Annotated in this window: 16 protein-coding genes and 1 tRNA gene; 3 read left to right on the top strand and 14 right to left on the bottom strand. The window is 60.0% G+C overall.

Translation table 11 applies throughout. The annotated features are described in order from the left end of the window. Positions 1-15: 15 nt before the first annotated feature. The 3 genes from VXJ24_RS08865 to VXJ24_RS08875 all read right to left on the bottom strand — a co-directional run bounded on the left by VXJ24_RS08865 (position 16) and on the right by VXJ24_RS08875 (position 2,908). Positions 16-1,578, bottom strand: a complete 1,563-nt coding sequence (locus VXJ24_RS08865) for an isopeptide-forming domain-containing fimbrial protein (protein WP_330972574.1) — start codon at positions 1,576-1,578, stop codon at positions 16-18. A 194-nt stretch (positions 1,579-1,772) separates the two neighbouring features. Then, on the bottom strand, positions 1,773-2,384 hold the full coding sequence (gene lepB / locus VXJ24_RS08870; protein ID WP_330972575.1) for a signal peptidase I: 612 nt from the start codon (positions 2,382-2,384) through the stop codon (positions 1,773-1,775). After that, the gene (locus tag VXJ24_RS08875; RefSeq protein ID WP_330972576.1) at positions 2,384-2,908 is read right to left on the bottom strand and encodes a hypothetical protein; all 525 of its coding nucleotides are present in this window, start codon (positions 2,906-2,908) and stop codon (positions 2,384-2,386) included. The genes lepB and VXJ24_RS08875 overlap by 1 nt, the downstream gene beginning before the upstream one ends. 635 nt (positions 2,909-3,543) lie before the next feature. Here VXJ24_RS08875 and VXJ24_RS08880 point away from each other — a divergent pair. After that, positions 3,544-4,992 (top strand): ATP-binding protein, encoded by a 1,449-nt coding sequence (locus tag VXJ24_RS08880; protein ID WP_330972577.1) that lies wholly within the window; start codon positions 3,544-3,546, stop codon positions 4,990-4,992. Positions 4,993-5,346: 354 nt separating this feature from the next. Here VXJ24_RS08880 and VXJ24_RS08885 read toward each other — a convergent pair whose 3' ends face one another. The 11 genes from VXJ24_RS08885 to dnaX form a co-directional block, all read right to left on the bottom strand. After that, positions 5,347-6,825 (bottom strand): alpha/beta fold hydrolase, encoded by a 1,479-nt coding sequence (locus VXJ24_RS08885; protein WP_330972578.1) that lies wholly within the window; start codon positions 6,823-6,825, stop codon positions 5,347-5,349. 152 nt (positions 6,826-6,977) lie between these two features. Further along, entirely contained in the window at positions 6,978-8,297 is a 1,320-nt protein-coding gene (locus tag VXJ24_RS08890) for an O-acetylhomoserine aminocarboxypropyltransferase/cysteine synthase family protein (RefSeq protein WP_330972579.1), read from the bottom strand. A 509-nt stretch (positions 8,298-8,806) separates the two neighbouring features. Next, positions 8,807-9,352 carry a rubrerythrin gene (gene rbr / locus VXJ24_RS08895; protein ID WP_330972580.1) on the bottom strand — a complete coding sequence of 182 codons (546 nt, stop codon included), beginning with the start codon at positions 9,350-9,352 and terminating at the stop codon, positions 8,807-8,809. Between the two features lie 78 nt (positions 9,353-9,430). Continuing rightward, entirely contained in the window at positions 9,431-10,300 is an 870-nt protein-coding gene (locus tag VXJ24_RS08900; protein WP_330972581.1) for an HhH-GPD family protein, read from the bottom strand. After that, positions 10,300-10,806 carry an RrF2 family transcriptional regulator gene (locus VXJ24_RS08905; protein ID WP_330972582.1) on the bottom strand — a complete coding sequence of 169 codons (507 nt, stop codon included), beginning with the start codon at positions 10,804-10,806 and terminating at the stop codon, positions 10,300-10,302. Before VXJ24_RS08905 ends, VXJ24_RS08900 begins: the two co-directional genes overlap by 1 nt. Before the next feature lie 131 nt (positions 10,807-10,937). Next, complete coding sequence (locus tag VXJ24_RS08910) at positions 10,938-11,633, bottom strand: HAD family hydrolase (RefSeq protein WP_330972583.1); 696 nt, start codon at positions 11,631-11,633, stop codon at positions 10,938-10,940. A gap of 154 nt (positions 11,634-11,787) precedes the next feature. Continuing rightward, positions 11,788-11,864: transfer RNA gene (locus VXJ24_RS08915), tRNA-Asp, on the bottom strand. Between the two features lie 159 nt (positions 11,865-12,023). Further along, positions 12,024-12,893 carry a hypothetical protein gene (locus VXJ24_RS08920; RefSeq protein WP_330972584.1) on the bottom strand — a complete coding sequence of 290 codons (870 nt, stop codon included), beginning with the start codon at positions 12,891-12,893 and terminating at the stop codon, positions 12,024-12,026. 135 nt (positions 12,894-13,028) lie between these two features. Then, entirely contained in the window at positions 13,029-13,631 is a 603-nt protein-coding gene (gene recR / locus VXJ24_RS08925) for a recombination mediator RecR (protein ID WP_330972585.1), read from the bottom strand. Position 13,632: 1 nt separating this feature from the next. Beyond that, positions 13,633-13,956: a YbaB/EbfC family nucleoid-associated protein gene (locus VXJ24_RS08930; RefSeq protein WP_330972586.1), complete on the bottom strand. Its 324-nt coding sequence runs from the start codon at positions 13,954-13,956 to the stop codon at positions 13,633-13,635. 32 nt (positions 13,957-13,988) lie between these two features. Continuing rightward, positions 13,989-16,265 carry a DNA polymerase III subunit gamma/tau gene (dnaX, locus tag VXJ24_RS08935; RefSeq protein WP_330972587.1) on the bottom strand — a complete coding sequence of 759 codons (2,277 nt, stop codon included), beginning with the start codon at positions 16,263-16,265 and terminating at the stop codon, positions 13,989-13,991. A gap of 668 nt (positions 16,266-16,933) precedes the next feature. Here dnaX and VXJ24_RS08940 point away from each other — a divergent pair. Both VXJ24_RS08940 and VXJ24_RS08945 read left to right on the top strand, forming a co-directional pair. Next, positions 16,934-17,074 carry a hypothetical protein gene (locus VXJ24_RS08940; protein WP_330972588.1) on the top strand — a complete coding sequence of 47 codons (141 nt, stop codon included), beginning with the start codon at positions 16,934-16,936 and terminating at the stop codon, positions 17,072-17,074. 54 nt (positions 17,075-17,128) lie between these two features. After that, positions 17,129-17,992 carry an Abi family protein gene (locus VXJ24_RS08945; protein WP_330972589.1) on the top strand — a complete coding sequence of 288 codons (864 nt, stop codon included), beginning with the start codon at positions 17,129-17,131 and terminating at the stop codon, positions 17,990-17,992. The last annotated feature ends 165 nt before the right edge of the window (positions 17,993-18,157 follow it).

The following is an 18,157-nucleotide window of genomic DNA, read 5'->3' on the forward strand; positions in this document are numbered from 1 at the left end:
CAGGGGTGAGAGGAACTAGTCCTCGTTCTCCTTCTTGCGGAGCTGGTAGATGCCGAAGGCTGCGATGGCAGCAAGTGCTGCGCCGCCGACATAGAGCATCGTCGTGCCCATGCCGCCCGTGGACGGGAGGACAGAGCCCTTCTTGTTCACGACATCGGTCGTGAGGGAGCCAGCATTGGTATCAGCCGTGAACTCTGCGGTGCCGGAGGTGACGTCTCCGGAGAGCGTGAGGAGCTTCGGGTCGTCGGCCTTCTCATCATGCGTAGCGGAGATCGTGAACTCGACCGGAGCGATCGTGTTGTAGCCGGCAGGCGTCGTGCTCTCGATGAGCTTGTAGTCGCCGTCGTCGAGGCCGGTGAACTCGAAGGTCGTCTGGTCGCCAGCCGTGAAGGTCTTGACGTCCTTGTAGGTGCCGTCAGACTGCTTCTTCTGGAGCGTGAAGCCGGCGCCAGCCAGGGTCTTCTTGTCCTGGTCGACCTTGTTCACGACAGTCTTGTAGGTGAAGACGATGTTCTTGTCGGTCGGCGTCTTGCCGGTGTTGCCCTCGCCGCCCTTGTTCGGGTTGTTGGAGAAGGTGAGGTAGACCTCGTTCGGGTTGCCTGCGGAACCGATGACAGCCTGGTCATTGAGCTTTGCAGAGTAAGTGACAATAACCTTGGAGTCCTTGGTCAGCGTAACGCCCTCAATACCCTTGAGATTATCGCAGGCCCAAGTGACAGTCGTGGTGCCATCCTGGTTGGCGGTAACGGTCTCCTTGAAGCTCGAGGTGACGTCCTTATCACCAATCTTGATGGTGGCCTTGTGGTCAGCATCGTTCTTGTCGTAGGTCAGGCCCTTGGACATGGTATCGGTGAAGGAGTACTTGTAGGTCTTGTAGTCATCGATGTTCGAGGGCATGGTACCCGTGATCTGATACGGCACCCAGTCGTTGATATCGTAGTCGGCGGAGTCCTGCCAGCCGGTGGTCTCACCGGTGGAGTCGTTCGTATCCTTGACCTTCTTCTCGACGGTCGGGACGTTGGACTTGACTGCAGCGGAGGTGTCAGCGACAACCTTCAGGATGAAGCGGGTGTAGGCGTCCTTCTTCGTGGAGTCGACGGAGTTGTCCTTGTCCTTCACGAGGTAGTAGCCAGCAGACAGGCTGGAGATCTCTGTCTTGTCGGCAGCGGAGTCCTTCGAGGTCTTCGTGGTGGAGAGGTACTGGCTCACGACCGTCGCGAATGCCTGGGCGACAGCGTCGTCGTCCTTAGCGTTCGAGAGAGCCTCGGCGACGGATGCCGCATCGGTCACGCTGCCGAAGGTGGCCTTGAGGGTGTCGTCTGTCTTGAGGGCGGCAATCAGCTGGCCGGTCTTGGTGGAGTCGATGCCGGAGCCCCAATCCACATTGGAAAGCGTGCTTCCCGAGAGGTCGCCCTTGAAGATCTGGTATGCCTCGTAGGTGTGGCCCGTCGTGGTGCCCGTGAGCGTCAGCGTGTAGCCGTCTGCTGCCAGCGCATTGGCCGGCACCAGCACGAGCGCCATGGCGACTGCCAGGATGGCAGACAGGGCGCTCTTGAGCAGATCCTTAGTCTTTCTCATTGAACCCTTCCTTCTTCTTGCTTTTACTTGCTCTATGCAGAGCCCCTCGCAAGGGGCTTCATGCCGTGATGGGAAATCTCAGACCTGACATCATGGGTCTGGATCCTGCCTCTGTTTGCTGTGAAAGTTGGACATATCCACTCCTGCTTATCCGACGAGCCGATCTCAGTGGTGATGTACACGCAGGAAATCAGCTATTGGAGAAAGCCGAAGGCAGGTATCGGCCAGATGCGGAGGGCCAGCTTTCCCACAATCTGCTCTGAGGGAATGCATCCCACCTGCTGGAGGCGCGAGTCGACAGAGACGGAACGTCTGTCTCCCATGACGAAATACTTGCTCTCGGGTACCTGGTAGGGAAGGCTTATGTCGCACTGCCCCAAGCTCTTTGCCCCATCGGGCAGATAGGACTCATCGAGCTCCTGTCCGTTCACGGAGACGTTGCCGTCACTATCGATATCGACCCAATCGCCCGGTGTCGCTATGACCCGCTTCGTCAGGATCTTGTTGTTGAAGGAGAAGGCCACGATGTCGCCTGTGGCATAGCCGCCAGGCTTCGTGGAGATGACGATATCGCCCTCATTGAGCGTCGGCGTCATCGATTCCCCGTAGATACGAAACATCGGGAATGCATAGAGGGAGAGAAGCACTGCCGCTGCAAAGGCAGCCGCCAGCGCGAAGGCGATATTGCGGTGGAGCGTATGGCGGCCGATCTGCGACTCGGTGCGTGCGAGCTCTGCTTCCACCGCCTCTACGGTCGGAAGCGTCTGCACCGTCTTCTCGTCTGCTGCTCTCTGCACATCGCTCATCAGGCAATCGCCTCCTCGGAAGAGGAGAGATCATCTGAATCCCCAGGCTCTGGCTGCGCAGCAGCGCTTTCTGCATCCACATCTTCAGAGCCATCGCCGGAAGCGCTACCAGCCCTCTCAACGGAAACGTTGTAGCCATAGAGATCGATAGCATGCTGCGCAGCGGCAAAGACGCCTGCGAGACGAAGCGATGCCTCGGCCAAAGACTCTGAGTCGTCTATCGCGATGCGCTTGTCTTCAAGCTGCTTCTTGGTCTCCGCAAGCTCCTTCTTGAGGCGCTCGTTTCCTGCAATAGCGTCTTTCAGGAGCTCCAGGATCTGGAGCCTTGTCAGCTTTGAAAGATCAGTCTCGGGTGAGATGCCAGAGGCCGCGCTTGGAGCGACCCCCCCCCGAACGGTTTTTGCGGGGTTCGTGCGTCTATTCGCTCTGTTCGCAAGCAATCTGCTCATCAGAACGCTCAGGCCTCCCGGGACTGAATTAGTAATATTCATGTTACTGTATATCAGGCTTGACAGCACTGACACCACTGGATTCTATTACTCAGTACAAGTTCATTCAAGCGGCATTCAGCAAGAAAGTATCGGAATTTTCAGTTTCAGATACGAATGATACATTTTTCAGTCCGAATAGCCATATTTTCTCGTGGCCAGGCATAATATCGCTTCCATGATGCTCCTATCAAACAGATAGGATTTCATTTCTGCCATTGTCTGGCTTCTAGCGAATCATATTCATGAGACAAGTTGTTGTTCCCTATTAGAAACAATGATAAGTTGAACAATTTCTTAATGGATATTTTCATTCATCTATACATCTAACAACTAAATATCAGATTATATAAATAAAAATGCGATAACGTTTTCGTTCAGAGCAGCAAACAGAGAGCAGAGCAGCCACCGTCTAGCGAAGCCATTCCAGCTCCTCTTCCCTTCCGGGAGATACAGCAATGTCCCCACCGACCGGATGAGATCAGGAGTGCGCTGCGGCAGGGAGAACCCCTGCTGCAAAGAGCGTCTGTTTGTTTCAGGCACGATGCGATGCTGGCTGCTCTCTTCGCAGCCTTCATTCGTGTTGGCAGCCGCCTAGATGCAGCAGATCTGCCCCTTGCAATCATGTCGTACTGGTAGCTTAGAATCGATTTGATGATAGGAGGCCCCTCATGCAGCAGCCCTTCGATACCAACGACCCGGAAGTCTTTGCCACATCTGCCGAGAACCAGTACTTCGACCGCAAGAGTGCCCGCAAGGACGAGAAGGAGATCGCCAAGCATCTCTCTGCTTTTGCCAATGCCTCGGGAGGAAAGCTCGTCATCGGCATCGAGGATGACGGCGAAATCACGGGATTCAAGAGAAGCGGAGCTCACGATATCGAATCGTTCGAACAGGCTCCCCTTGTCACCTGCAGCCCTGTACCCGACGTACATATGGAGAGGATTCCTGTCAGGAACAGCCAGGGGGAGGACGACTTCATCCTTGTTCTGGATATCGAGGCTTCCACCAACCGTGTAATCACGCGCCGCAGTGACGGCGAGGTATTTCTGAGACAGCAAGACAGGAGCGTACGTCTTGACCGCGAGCAGGTCCTTGCTCTCGAATACGACAAGAACCAGCGCAGATACGAAGATGAGGTCTGCGACTATTCAAGCATCGACGACGTGGACGAAGAGGTCATGGACCGCTATCGCGCCAAGCTCGGAACTGATGCCGGGACTGAACAGATACTGCGCAGCCGAGGCATGCTGGCCGATGGACATCTGACCAATGCAGGCGTGCTGCTCTTCTCCCGCAACCCTACTCAGTTCATCCCCTGCGCCCGTGTCCGTTTCCTGCGCATCGAAGGCACCGAGCTGAGGACCGGAAGCCGCATGAATATCGTGAAGGACCGCACCTTCGACGGACCGCTTCCTAAGACCATCGAGGATGCAAAGGCGATGATCTCTTCCCAGCTCAGGGAATTCCAGTACCTCGGCGACGACGGCAAGTTCAAGGTGGTGCCGGAGTATCCGGAATTTGCCTGGTTCGAAGGTCTTGTCAACGCCGTGACGCACCGCGACTACGCGATGTCGGGAGACTATATCCGGGTCATGATGTACGACGACAGGCTCGTGATCACAAGCCCTGGCAAGCTTCCCAACATCGTTACCCTGGAAAACATGAGGAACCGCAGATGGTCCCGAAACCCAAAGATTGCACGCACCCTCGTAGAGTTCGGCTGGGTGCGCGAGCTCAATGAGGGCGTGCAGCGTATCTACGACGATATGGCGGCTTCATTCCTTCATGAACCGATTTTCGAAGAGCCCGATGGCATCTCGATGCGACTGACGCTCGAGAACAGCATCACATCCCGCAGGCTGCGCCAGACCGACGCACTTGCAGAACAGCTTGGTCAAGACGCAATGGATGGACTCAGCGAATACGAGATTGCTGCCGTGCAGTATCTGTACGGCAATGGACGCGTACGAGTAGGCGAGCTGGCGGAGTATCTTGAAAGGAGCAGAACCACTGCAAGCCGCATATTGAGGAGCCTAGAGGGGAAGGACATTGTCGTTTGGCATGGAACCAGCAAGAAAGACCCTTCGCAGTACTACACGCTACGCAGTTCGCAGTAGTTCGCAGTAGTTCGCAGTAGTTCGCAGTAGTTCGCAGTCCGGCTATGCTGCTGCGAACTACCGCTCAAACCAGATTCTTCTCGGCTGTCCTCTTGATTGCCTTGAACGCATAAAGCTCATGTTTCCGCAGGTAGCAGCTGTGCTTTCATATTTGGATAAGCAGACTCTGCATGGCATCCGAGGCGTCCTATTCTACCGGAATCTCGCTGTCTCGCAGCTCCGCATGTGTTCCTCCGGCGCTACGCCATACTGCAAACGCTGTTTTCAGTGTTTGCAGTAGATTCGTACTGATGCAGCATTTAGAGGCATGCAGAGCAAGACAGCACCCATGTCAAAGGTTTCCGCGATCTGGTTCTAGCGGAGCACGTCCTTGAGGTCTCCCCTGTTCTGGGCCTCTGCCAGAAGATGCGCGAACACCTTGTCTCCGTGCAGCCCGTCATGCTCGAACTCGTTCGTGACCCAGGCATGGGACGCTCCCACACGGGAAAGCGTATCGAGCTGGAGTCCCGAGTCCACATAGGCATCATCGAAGTAGACGGCAGCCTGGAGAGGCACCGTATTGCGCTTGAGCTGTTCCTGGTCATAGAGACGTCCGAACTCGGTATCTTCCATCAGAAGATCCATGGCAGGACGGAACGGGATGAGTGCCGGATCCTCGTCGAACATCCAGCCGAACATGGCCTCGGCAAAGAGCATCAGAGGACGGGCGGAAGGATCGAATTCGGGCCTTCCAGCTGCCTCCTGAGCTGCTGCCCACTCGATGGGCTTTTCCATCTTTCCATCTGCGTAGATGAACTCCTGGAGCGTCCAGTAGAGCGGATTCGAAGGCGATGCTGTCATGTCCATGACCGCATGCTTGAAGCCATCCGAGAGCTCCACCTTGGAGGGATCTCCGCCAGCAGCTGCAAGCGCTGCCTCTGCAGACCCGTCCCCTGCCACGAAGGCAGTGTCGAAGAGGTTGTGGAGGCGCTCGGGTGCCGGCTTCATGCCGAGACCTGCCCCTATGAGCTGGAGGCGGCGGACAGAGAAGGGCGAGCCATCAGGAAGCGTGACGTCTCCTGCGGAAAGGCGGTCTGCGACGAGTGCCACCCTCTTCTCGTCTTCCGGATAGCGCTCGTAGAACCCCTTGGTCTTCTTCACCATGCGCGGGAACGTGTGGGCATAGACATCCGCTGCATCTGCCGGGATATGGGGGATGCCGCCGCAGGTGAAGGCTGCTGCCACCCCTTCCGGGAAGGTCGAGAGGTTTGCCATGGTCAGAAAGCCTCCATAGCTCTGCCCGAGCGTCACCCACTTGGCGCCTCCGAACTCGGAGAGTCTCAGATACTCGAAGTCGCGGATGATGGAGTCAGCCAAGAAGCGCTTCAAGAAGTCTGCCTGGCGCCTTGCCGGGTCTGCCCCTTCTGCCTTGGCTTCCTCCCCGATGCGGCTGATGACAGAACCCTCGACGCGGGAGGAGCGGCCGGTTCCTCGCTGGTCAGGAAGCACGATCCGGAAGTGCTTGATCGCCTCTGCCATCCACCCGTCCGTATACGGGTTCAGGGGACGCGGCTCTGCCCCTCCCGGGCCGCCCTGGAGATAGACGATGAGCGGCAGGTGCTCAGAGCCCTTCTCGGGGCTTCTGACGATGCGGTAGAAGAGAGAGATGGATTTCCCCGCAAAGGCCGGATCGGGCGTCTCCTTGGCGCTCTCGCGCGCCAGGAGGGTCATATCGTCCGTGCTGGCACCTGCCAGCTCTGCAGGCGATGTCCCCCGCCAGTCGAGCGGCACCTCAATCGAGTGGTCCTCCACAAGAAGCCCTGGCAGGCAGTACTCGCAAAGCTTTCCCATCATCCATCCCTTCTCTGGCATATGCGCCAGCTTGCATGAGCTCCCCCATCATATCCCCCATCCACATAGAAGAGGCCCCGCAGATGCCTGATACACCTGCGGGGCCAATCCGAGTCAAAGGGGAGGGAGAATCTGCTTTGGTGGAGCTAGTACCGTTACACGCGAGCGAGAGCCTGGTCGAGGTCGGCGATGATATCGTCGACGTCCTCGATGCCGACAGAGAGGCGGATGAGGTCCTCGGAGAGGTGTGCTGCCTTGAGCTGCTCAGGCGTGAGCTGGGAGTGGGTCGTGGATGCCGGGTGGATGATGAGGGACTTCGCATCGCCGACATTGGCGAGGTGCGTGAAGAGCTTCACGTTGTTCACGACAGAGAGGCCTGCCTCGCGGCCGCCCTTGACGCCGAAGACGACGACGCCGCCGAAGCCGTGCTTGAGGATGCGGCTTGCCACCTCATGCGACGGATCGTTCTCGAGTCCGGAGTAGCGGACCCAGGAGACCTTCGGGTGGTTCTCGAGGAACTTGGCGACAGCAAGAGCGTTGTCGGAGTGGCGCTGGACGCGCAGGGACAGAGTCTCGATGCCGATACCGATGAGCTGTGCGGCGTACGGGGAAAGGGTCGGACCGAAGTCGCGGAGCTTGTTGGCAAGGACGCGGGTCGAGAACGGCGCAGCCGGTGCTGCATCTGCGAAGACGACGCCGTGGTAGGAAGGATCGGGACCTGCGATGGTCGGGAACTTGTCTGCCTGAGCCTTCCAGTTATACTTGCCGGTGTCGATGACAGCGCCGCCAAGCGTGGCGCCATGGCCGCCAATCCACTTCGTGAGGGACTCGATGACGACAGCGGCACCATCCTCTGCAGGACGATAGAGGTAGGGCGTTGCGAACGTGTTGTCGACAAAGACAGGCACCGGAGACGGCAGGGAATTTGCTGCCTCGACGATGGCGGGGACATCAGCGACGTCGACGAGCGGGTTGCCGATGGTCTCGACGTACCAGAGCTTCGTGTTCTCCTTCGTGGCTGCGACGAAGGCGTCGATATCGTTGTTCTCGACGAACGTGGTCTCGACGCCGAGGTCGCCGAGCGTGTGCAGGAAGATGTTCCAGGTGCCGCCGTAGAGGGAGTCGGATGCGACGATGTGGTCGCCTGCACCGACGAGGTTCGTGAGTGCGAGGATCTCTGCTGCGTGGCCGGAAGCGACAGCCACAGCGCCGGTGCCGCCCTCGATGGCAGCGACACGGGCTGCGACGGCGTCGGTCGTCGTGTTCGTGAGGCGGCCGTAGACATTGCCGGGCTTGGCAAGAGCGAACTTTGCTGCGCCGTCAGCTGCGTCGTCGAACTGGAATGCGGCAGATGCGTAGATCGGGAGTGCTGCAGAGCCGGTCACGGGATCGGGTGCCCAGCCTGCGTGTACCTGAAGGGTGTCGAAGTGCTTCTCGGGGTCCTGTGCGAACGTGGGGTCGAGTTCGAATGCCATGGTCTTGTGCCTTTCCTTGTGGCGCCGGAGCGCGTGTCTTTTTCTTCAGCGATACATCTGCGCCCGGTACCCTATGCCTTCGTCTGAAGGCACATCACAAGAGCCCGGGCCCCTGCATGCAGCGCATCCGATATGTCGTCGTCTTTTCCATGCGCTGCATGTTAGCGCAAGCCATTCCCTAGCAAACCCCTCGGAGTTATACCTGTATCCACCCCGTAGCTATCTCTAGAATAGATCACCTGATTTATCTGCGCATATATAGTCAAAAGGGACATCTCAGGCCTGAAAAAATGTGTTCTGGAAGAGCTTTCCTTCTCGTCTGGCCCCATCCACATGGGATAGGCGCCCACACATCCTGCACAAAGGTCACGGCGGTGCCTCAGACCTGCCTGCAAGCACTGCAGCAGCTGCGAATCTGCCCATAAGAATGGTCCCGCACGCAGCCTAGTGCGCACGGGACCAGAGCATCGCTCAGATATCATGCAGCCTTGAGGCTGCCCCCATCTGGTCTAGTAGTTGACGACTTCCTCCTGGAAGTAGGACTGCGGGTGGTTGCAGACCGGGCAGACCTTCGGAGCCTCAGGGCCGACATGGAGGTGTCCGCAGTTCAGGCACTTCCAGACCTTCACGCCCGGACGGCTGAAGACGTCGCCTGCTGCGACATGCTCCTCGAGCTTGTTGTAGCGCTCCTCATGATGCTTCTCGATAGCGCCGACCATGCGGAACTTGGCTGCAATCTCCTTGAAGCCCTCTTCGTCGGCCTTCTCAGCGAAGCCCTTGTACATATCGGTCCACTCGTAGTGCTCGCCTGCAGCAGCATCCTTGAGGTTCGTATCGGTGTCCGGCATGGCTCCGCCGTGCAGATACTTGAACCAGAGCTTTGCATGCTCGCGCTCGTTGCCCGACGTCTCGGTGAAGATGTCGGAGATCTGGACATAGCCGTCCTTCTTGGCCTGGGATGCATAGTAGGAGTACTTGATGCTTGCCTGGGACTCGCCAGCGAAGGCAGTCTCAAGATTCTTCTTTGTCTCGGAATTCTCGAAATCGACAGCCATGGGTTTCCCCTCTCAATCATGCATGCTTTGCCAGCCCCTTGCTGGCCCTCTCCGCATACTTATTGATTCTTATACCCATTAAGCACGGTATCTTGCAAGAGTTTTTCGACAGAATCCCTCATTTCTGAGGTCATCGAGAATCGACTCTGCCATCTCCTGGCTGACAGGGGCACGCCCCTGCACCTCTTCCTGGGAAGAGAGCGAACGCGCAGCCTCCTCGGCCGTGATGCCGGCATCCCCTGCGGCAAGGACAAGGCGAAGGAGGGCAGCCCTCTTCTGGCGATGCGATCCCTCGAACTTCGACTGCTTCGTATGGGAGGCAGACCTTCTGGAGGGGTTCGGCGCTACACGCTTGAGATAGGCCCCGAAATCGAGGAGGGCATAGTACCAGGTCCTCGGATCGTCTGTGGGGTCTTCTGCCGTCTTGGGGCAGCACCTCTCGACGAGAGGCGCTATTGCCTTGTCAGGCACCGCTGTATCATCCGGGAAGAGCTCATGCAGGAAGACCGTGCGGACATTCGTATCGAGATAGATGCCTGGAAGGTCGAAGGCAAAAGCACGGATGCCTGCTGCTGTCGTGGGGCCGATTCCTGGAAGGGCAACCAGCTCCTTTGCGTCTGTCGGAAAGGAGCCAAGCTCGGAGATCTTCTGTGCTGCCTCATGCAGCGCCAGGGCACGCCTGTTGTAGCCCATGCCCTGCCACTCCTGGAGGACATCTGCCGTGGGCACCTGAGCCAAGGACTCCACATCAGGAAAACGCTCAAGCCACCTTTCCCAGCGGCCAAGCACACGCTGAACCTGTGTCTGCTGGAGCATGACCTCGGAGATCCATATCGCATACGGGTCTCTGGTCTCCCGCCAAGGAAGGTCGCGCCAGAGGATGCGCCCCTGCTCGAGCACGAGATGCCGGAAAGATCCGAGCTCCTCGTCTGTGACAGAGCCTCTCATCACTCAGCTTCGCCGCTTGCAGCATCCTTCTTCTCTGCCGCGCGCTTCTCCATGAAGGCATTGAGGTCGGAGATGAGCTCTCGTGTCTTGGCAGGATCTGCGCCGAGCGCAGCCTCCTTCAGGGAGAACGAGGAGAGATAGGCCTCCAAGAGCGTCTGTGCACCGCACCAGATGGGATTGAAGGGGCAGAAGGGCTTCCTCGGGCAGGGCGTCTGGCCCTCGCCGCAGACATCGCAGGCTGTGAGCATCATGGGGCCCTGCACTGCCTGGACAATGTCCAGAAGCGTCACGGTCTCTGGGTCCACTGCGAGGCTCATGCCGCCATGCGCACCGCGCGTGCTTGCGATGATGCCGGCCTCTGCCAGATCGTGCTGGATGGAACGGGCGAAGGAATAGGGGATGCTGTTCTCTTCGGCAGCGGTCCTGACCGACAGCACCGTATCGGGGTCACGCACGAGTGCCGCCATCATCCGCAATGCGTAATCGGTCTTTCTCGAGATATCCAACGTGCCCTCCACGCTCTGCCAGCTCAGTATCACTGGTCAGAAGGATAGCGATATTCATGCGTCATGTGGGCAATTGTCACAAATTGCGCAGCATCTGTTTTTGCCATACTGCAATCAGGGAGCACTCTTCCCTATTTCCACTCCAGAATCGGGAAGCCTTCACGCTTTGCAGCCCGCTCGAGCGTCTGGCCGGGCGTGACCGCATAGCCATGCTTTGCAGTCTTGAGCATCGCGTAGTCGGAGAAGTGGTCGCCGTAGGCATAGGCGACTTCCCAGTTGCCCGGTCCGAAGGCACCATCTGCCCATTCCTTGACGGCACGGGGCTTCTCCGAGCCCTGGGTGACGTCTCCTTCGACCCTGCCGGTGTAGTTGCCCTCAGGGTCCACTTCCATCTTCGTCGCAATGACGGCGTCCGTGCCGAGCACTTCCTGGGCGCAGAGGGCTATGACCTCGAACGTCGCAGAGACGAGCACCGTGACGCAGCCTTCGCGCTTCCTTTTTGCGACCTCGGCGATGGCTTCCTTGCGGTAGCGCTTTATCAGCACCTCGTTGTGGAAGTCCACCATGATCTGGCGGATCTCTTCAGGGCTGTAGTGGGAAAGGGCAGAGAAGATGACCTCGCGAGCCTCATCCTGGCGATAGGGCAGATGGAGCTTGTAGCGGGCACCCCACCAGCCAAGGCGCAGGCCTGTGGCCACTCCGAGATAGTTATGCCTGAAGAGATAGAGCGAGAACAGGGCACCGGACTGTCCGTCGATGCACGTGCCATCGTAGTCGAAGACGGCCAGCTGGACACGCTTCTTGTCCTCTTTCGGGGCTTCCCCCATGCAAGATCCCTTCCACCTTCGTCCTGGCACACCGAGACCAGAACCCGCCCTGTTTATGCCCTCCTGCCGCCGGCAGCTTTCAGAGCATCTTGGCTTCCGGCAGAAACTTCTCTGCATACGAAAAAGGGCTCCCGAAGGAGCCCTGAAGGTGCAATGGCGGGATATGCGGGGCTCGAACCCGCGACCTCCGACGTGACAGGCCGGCGCTCTAACCAGCTGAGCTAATACCCCGTTCGGTGCGAGAGCTATATTACGCGAAATCGAGCATCGAAGGCAAGCCCCAATTTGAAAAACTTTCCCAAAGGCACCTTCTTCTGGATATGAGAAGGGCTCTGCGCTACATTTCCGCAGCTCAGAGCCCTGACAGAATGACTTGTGGAGGAATTGTCGTTACATGAGGCTGACCTGAACGGTACCAGAATCCGTCGTCACATCAAGATTCGACCCGTCGAGCACAGCCTCGGCGATCTGGCCCGAGCCGCCCACAGGGTTGCCGTCAGAGTCCACGACGGCAGAGGCAACAGAGCCGTCAGCCGGCACATAGGCAATGACATCCCAGGTGCCATCGAGGTTCTCGGGGATGATGAAGGCGCCCTGATAGAGGATGAGCGAGACCGGAGTTCCGGAGAGCTGAACGACCGTCCAGCTGTAGTTGCCGGAGCCATCGAGCTTCGCAAGCACCCAGCCGCCTCCCTGCTCCATGAGGCCATACGACGCGTCGTGGTATGTCATCGTGTCGTTCGAGGCTACCTGCTGCTCTTCCTGCTGCGTCTGGGCATCCTCGCCCGTCTGCGTCTGCGTCGTCGAGGAGAGCGCATTGTTGAAGATGACGATCATTGCAATGACGACGACAGCTGCGGCAATCGCGATGCCGATGAAGAGCTTCTTGTTCGTCTGCATGCGCGGAGCCGTGCTTTTGACCTTCGGACGGTTCCTGCCCTCGAGACGGACATTTCCCTTCCTCGCCTTGCGCATCATGTGCGAGCGGGCAGCGGCTGCTGCCTCCTCGGCGTTGTCCCTCGACGTGAGGACTGCGCCCTCGCCGCTCGAGAGCTTCTGGAAGGCACCGGTCTCCTCAGGGTCGACACCGATGGGGCGGGGTGCGTCTCCCTCGCCTGCAACCGGGTCCTCCCCTACCATCGGACGTCCTGCAGAATAGGGGGACGTCGAGGATGCGTAGCCCGTCACATCGGGGCCGAATCCTCCCTGCGCATGCCGTGCGGCATGGCGGGGTGCATGCTTCTGATTGTCGAAAGGCACTTCTCTGCCTCCTCGTTTCAGGTTTCATGCCTGCACCCGGATGGACACAGGCATCCTGTCTACATTTTCTGCCAAGCAGCGGGGGCTCATGCTGCCCCGTCCAATAAAGCGCGAGGTCCGCACAACCTTCTAAGCCTAGAGGACGCGCCTCTCCTCTATTGCATGGCCAAGCGTCACTTCGTCTGCGTATTCGAGGTCTCCGCCCACAGGAAGGCCGCTTGCAAGGCGGCTCACCGTGATGCCGAGAGGCTTTATCTGGCGGCTCAGATAGGAGGCTGTCGTCTCGCCTTCGACATTGGGGCTCGTGGCCAGGATGACCTCCTGGATCTCTCCGTCCGCGAGGCGAGCCATGAGCTCGCGCACATGGAGCTGCGCGGGTCCTATCTTGTCCATAGGACTAATGACGCCACCAAGCACATGGTAGAGGCCGTGATAGCTTCCCGTGCGCTCTATCGCCTCGACGTCGCGCGGCTCTGCCACGACGCAGACCTCTGAGCGGGTGCGCGTCGAATCTGCGCAGATGTCGCAGGTATCCCCTGTCGCATAGTTGAAGCAGATCGGGCAGAAGTGCACCTCGCGCTTCACGTCGAGGATGGCATCGGCGAGGCGCTCTGCTTCCTTCGCATCCGCTTCGAGGAGATAGTAGGCAATGCGCTGCGCCGACTTCGGGCCGATGCCAGGAAGGCGTCCCAGCTCGTCCAGAAGCCGCTGCAGGGCATGCTCCGTCCTTTCCGCCATCCTAGAAGAGTCCCGGGATGTTGAGGCCGCCCGTGATGGAGCCAAGCTCGGAGGATGCTGCAGACTGGGCAGAGTCGAGCGCATCGTTCACAGCAGCAAGGATCATGTCCTGGAGCAGGTCCACGTCCTCGGGATCGAGAGCCGAAGGCGCGATCTCGATCGACTTGAGCTTCATGTCGCCCGTTGCCACGACCTTCACGGTGCCACCGCCTGCGGTGGCGGTGACTTCCTTGTCCTTCAGGCCCTCCTCTGCGGATGCAAGCTGCTCCTGCATTGCACGAGCCTGCTGCATGATTGCATTCATATCGAGATTGCGCTTTGCCATCGCGGTGCCTTTCCTGTCTTCAGTGACTCTATCTATTCGTCTTCGTCGTCCGCATCGTCTGCGGCTTCCTCGATGCCGGTATCTGCATCGTCGTCTTCGACTTCCTCCTCGTCAGGGGAAGGCTCGACCACGACATTGATGCCGGGGCCGAAGACCGACTCGAGCATGTCGGCAATGTCCTTTGGTATACCCTCGGTCTCCTTGAGAGGCGTGCCTTTCTGGGGCTCTGCCTCATCGCTCACAGGAAATCCGCTCGAGGCAGCTTCCTTTGCAGGAGCTGCCGCTGGCGCCGGTGCAGGTGCGGGTGCGGGCTTCGGCGCAGGAGCAGGGGCCGGCGCTGCCACCGGTGCCTCTTCTGCATATCCCGCCACGTCTGCATCGCTATAGGGCACCTGCTCATCTGCTGGCGGCTCGTCCCACGGCATGGGCTCAGGTGCAGCTGCCGGCTGAGGCTCAGGTACGGGAGCAGGCACTGGCGCTGCCGCAGCCGGTGCAGGCGCTGCCTGCGGCTGTGGTGCCGGTGCCTGGACTGGAGCGGGGGCCGGAGCGGGCGCTGCCGCCACCGGCGCCTGCTGCACGGGTGGCTGAGGAGCACGTGGCGCGGCGGCACGTGCCTTCGGCTTCGAGCTCTTCGCCTCCACATAGTTCGGATAGCGAGGGCCGAAGACCGCAATGATGGCAGGACGGACGATGGAGTCGACGTCTCCCCTGGCCAGCATATGGAGCGAGAACGAGGAGCCCTTCGGAAACTCGATCGTGAGGCTCTCGCCGTCGTCTGCGACCGCATGGCTCGAAGCCAGAAGCGAGGCGCGGGCAGGGTCCTTCTTCCGGAGGCTGTCCTGGACCTGCTTCCACATGCGCTGGAGACGCGCTGCGTCCTGCACAGGAGCGGTCGGAGCCGCTGCCTGCGGACGTGCCTGAGGGGCTGCTGCAGGAGCCGGTGCCGGAGCTGCCGTCCTCGGAGCAGGAGCTGGCGTGTAGGCAGGTGCCGGAGCAGGAGCTGATGGTTGCGCAGGCGCCTGTACCGGAACCGGTGCAGGAGCTGCCTGGACAGCTGGGGCGGAAGACTCAGGTACAGGTGCTGCAGCGGGCTCTGCCACGACTCTCGAGCTCACCGGCACAGGAGCCGGCGATGCCATGACCACACCAGGGGCAGTGAGCGCTGCGATCTGCTCTTCGAGGTTATGCACGCGCTCTGCCAGGGACTCGAGCGTGAGATCCGATTGCGGCCTTGCCATCTTCGTGAAGGCAATCTCGAGCACGAGGCGCTGATTCGGCGCCGTGCGCATCTCCGAGGAGGTATCTCCCAGAAGAGAGAGCACACGTGCCAGCCTGTCAGGCGTGCCGAAAGCATCTGCCTCCTCCTGAAGCTTTGTCACATCTCCTGCCGCAGCGGGGACAAGCTTGGGGTCTGCCCCAGCGACAGAGACGACGTAGACATCGCGCACATGGGCGGCAAGCTCGCGCGTGAACTGCAGGAGATCGCGTCCGGCATCCACGAGTGCCGCTGTCTCGTTCATGAGCTCTGCCACATCGCGGCGGGCGATGGCAGAGACGATATTGGCAAGCGTCTGGCTCTGGACCTCGCCGAGGGCGCTTCTGACCGCCTGGAGCGTGATCCTGTTGTCCGAAAAGACGGCAATCTGCTCCAGGGTTCCCAGAGCGTCTCTCATGCCGCCTCTGGCATGGGCGGCGATGAGGGCCAGGCCCTCATCTTCTGCCTCGAAGCCCTCCTTCGCACAGACATCGGCCAGATGCGCCTTGATGTCGTCTGCAGAGATAGCGTGGAAGTCGAAGCGCTGGACACGCGAGAGGATCGTCTGCGGAATCTTCTGGGGGTCGGTCGTGCAGAGGATGAATACGACATGCTCAGGCGGCTCTTCGAGCGTCTTCAGCAGCGCATTGAAGGCTGCCGTCGTGAGCATGTGGACCTCGTCGATGATGTAGACCTTGTAGGAGCCCATGGAAGGCGCGAAGCTCACACGGTTGATGATCTCCTCGCGCACGTTGTCCACGCCCGTGCGGCTTGCCGCATCGAGCTCATAGACATCCGGGTGCTCCCCTGCCGCGATGAGGCGGCACTGCTCGCATGTGCCATCGGGTAGCTGGCCTGGCCCCTTCTCGCACATGAGGGCCTTGGCCAAGATCCTTGCCATCGTCGTCTTGCCGGTGCCTCTGGGGCCGCAGAAGAGATAGGCATGAGAGACCCTGCCTTCGAGCACGGCGTGCTCGAGCGTCGATACCACATGCTTCTGTCCGACGACATCCTGGAAGGTCAGGGGCCGGTATTTTCTGTAGAGCGATTCCATCTGGTCTCCTGGAGGGAGGGTATGTGCTCAGTCCAGTATACGCGCGCACCCGTCTGACAGAAAGCCGGGCAGGCAGAGCCCCAGATCCAGAAATGTCCCTGCACTCTTGCACAGGCATCTCTGCAAGACGTACAATTGTTCTTAGAACAATTGTTCTTCAAAAGCTGTATATGCAGTGCAAGGGCACTCGTGTCGCTCCAATCGCGAGAGTGGGGCGACATATGGCTGCCTACGAGGAGCTTTTCGGTTTCGCGTCCGTCCTGTTCGCAGCAATGACAATCGGACTCTGGGTGGGCTGCCACACCGGACGAAGCGGAAAAGAGCCGTCCTTTGCCTGAGCGGATAGCGGCCACTCTCCAAACCTTACAGCAGTCAAAGGAGCGGTCAAATTCCCGCTGCCACGGGAGCCGTCTGCGCTATCCATTCTGCCGTGCCGCTGCCTTAACCGTGCACAGAAAAAGGGCTCTCTGAAGCTTCTGGTGGGTAGCAAAGACTGCCCATCCGACCCCGCAAGCGGGATGATTCCGTCGGCGGTGGAGGCGCTCAGCCGTCTGCGCTCGTGGACGACGCACTCGAACATGCCGGCGGTGAGATTCCGGCGCCTCGCGGTGACGGGACTGGCGAATGTGCGTTGGTGCGGATGGGGGCGGTTCGCAGTCCCGTCGGGCGTGGACGTGAAGACCGTGAGCGCCATCCTCGGCCACTCCAACGCCGCGATGACCCTCAACGTCTACGCGGATGCACTCGCCGACAGCAAGAAGGTGAGCATGGACCTCATGGGCAGGATCATGTCCGCGGGACTCTCGTAGGCCGCAGAATCAGGCATCGCCAGCCGCAGGACGACCAGATGGGCGGGTTTGGAAATGGGCCAACAGAACAAGGACGGGAAGCCGAAGCTCGACCCCGAGGGGCAGATAGCCTTCCTCAGGGGCAAGGGGGTCACGTTCGAGCGGATGGACGAGGCAGACGCCATGCGCTACCTCTCGCGGGAGTCGTACCTCTTTTCAGCGTACGCGTACCGGACGCTCTTTCCCAGGCGCGTCGGAGGGGCGCACGACGGCGAGTACGCGAACCTCGACTTCTGCGACCTGGTAGACCTGGAGCGGCTCGACCGAGAGCTCAGGGCGGCACTCCTTCCGCTCGCGCTCGACGCGGAGCACCTCGCGAAGGCGCGGGTGCTCGACGAGGTGGCGAGGCGGCCTTCCGAAGATGGCCACTCCATCGTGCGCGACTACATGGCGGCGCTCTCCCCCTCCGAGCGTTCCCGGAGGGAGGCAGAGATATCGAGGCTCCGGCGCGACGAGTACTCAGGCGACCTCCAGAGGCACTATGCCGGGGAGATGCCGATATGGGTGCTGCTCGAGCTCTCCTCCTTCGGCACTGTCGCGGACGTGTACCGCTACTGCGCAAGCCGCTGGGACGACGCGGCGATGCTCGACGAGCACTACATGCTCAAAAAGGCCAGGGATGTCCGCAACGCCTGTGCCCACTCGGCCGCCATCATCAACGGGCTCGGAACCAACGGCCACGTTGCGAGGCCGGCGCCAAGCGAGCTCACGGCCGCTCTCCGCGAGGCGGGGTTTTCGAAGCGGTCACGCTCCTCGCGCATGAGAAACCCGCGACTCCAACAGATAGCGACGCTCCTGCTCCTCCACAAGCGCATGGCCGGGGGACCGAGCTCGCCGACGAGGGCTCGGCACGTCTCCGTCCCCTGGCAGACGACGTGAAGGCCGTGCTCTCCGTCACCCGCCCCGACGCTTCCGCAGAGGCGGGTTGATTTCACCTGTCATCCGTACACTCCGGGGGCAGGTCAGGATTCCTGCAGCTAGCCGAACGGATGCAGCTGCCTGTGCACGGCCTCCTTCCTGCCGGAACGGTGTGCAGATTCCGTG

The sequence above is a fragment of the Olsenella kribbiana genome (assembly GCF_036408795.1).
GTDB lineage: Bacteria > Actinomycetota > Coriobacteriia > Coriobacteriales > Atopobiaceae > Olsenella_L > Olsenella_L kribbiana.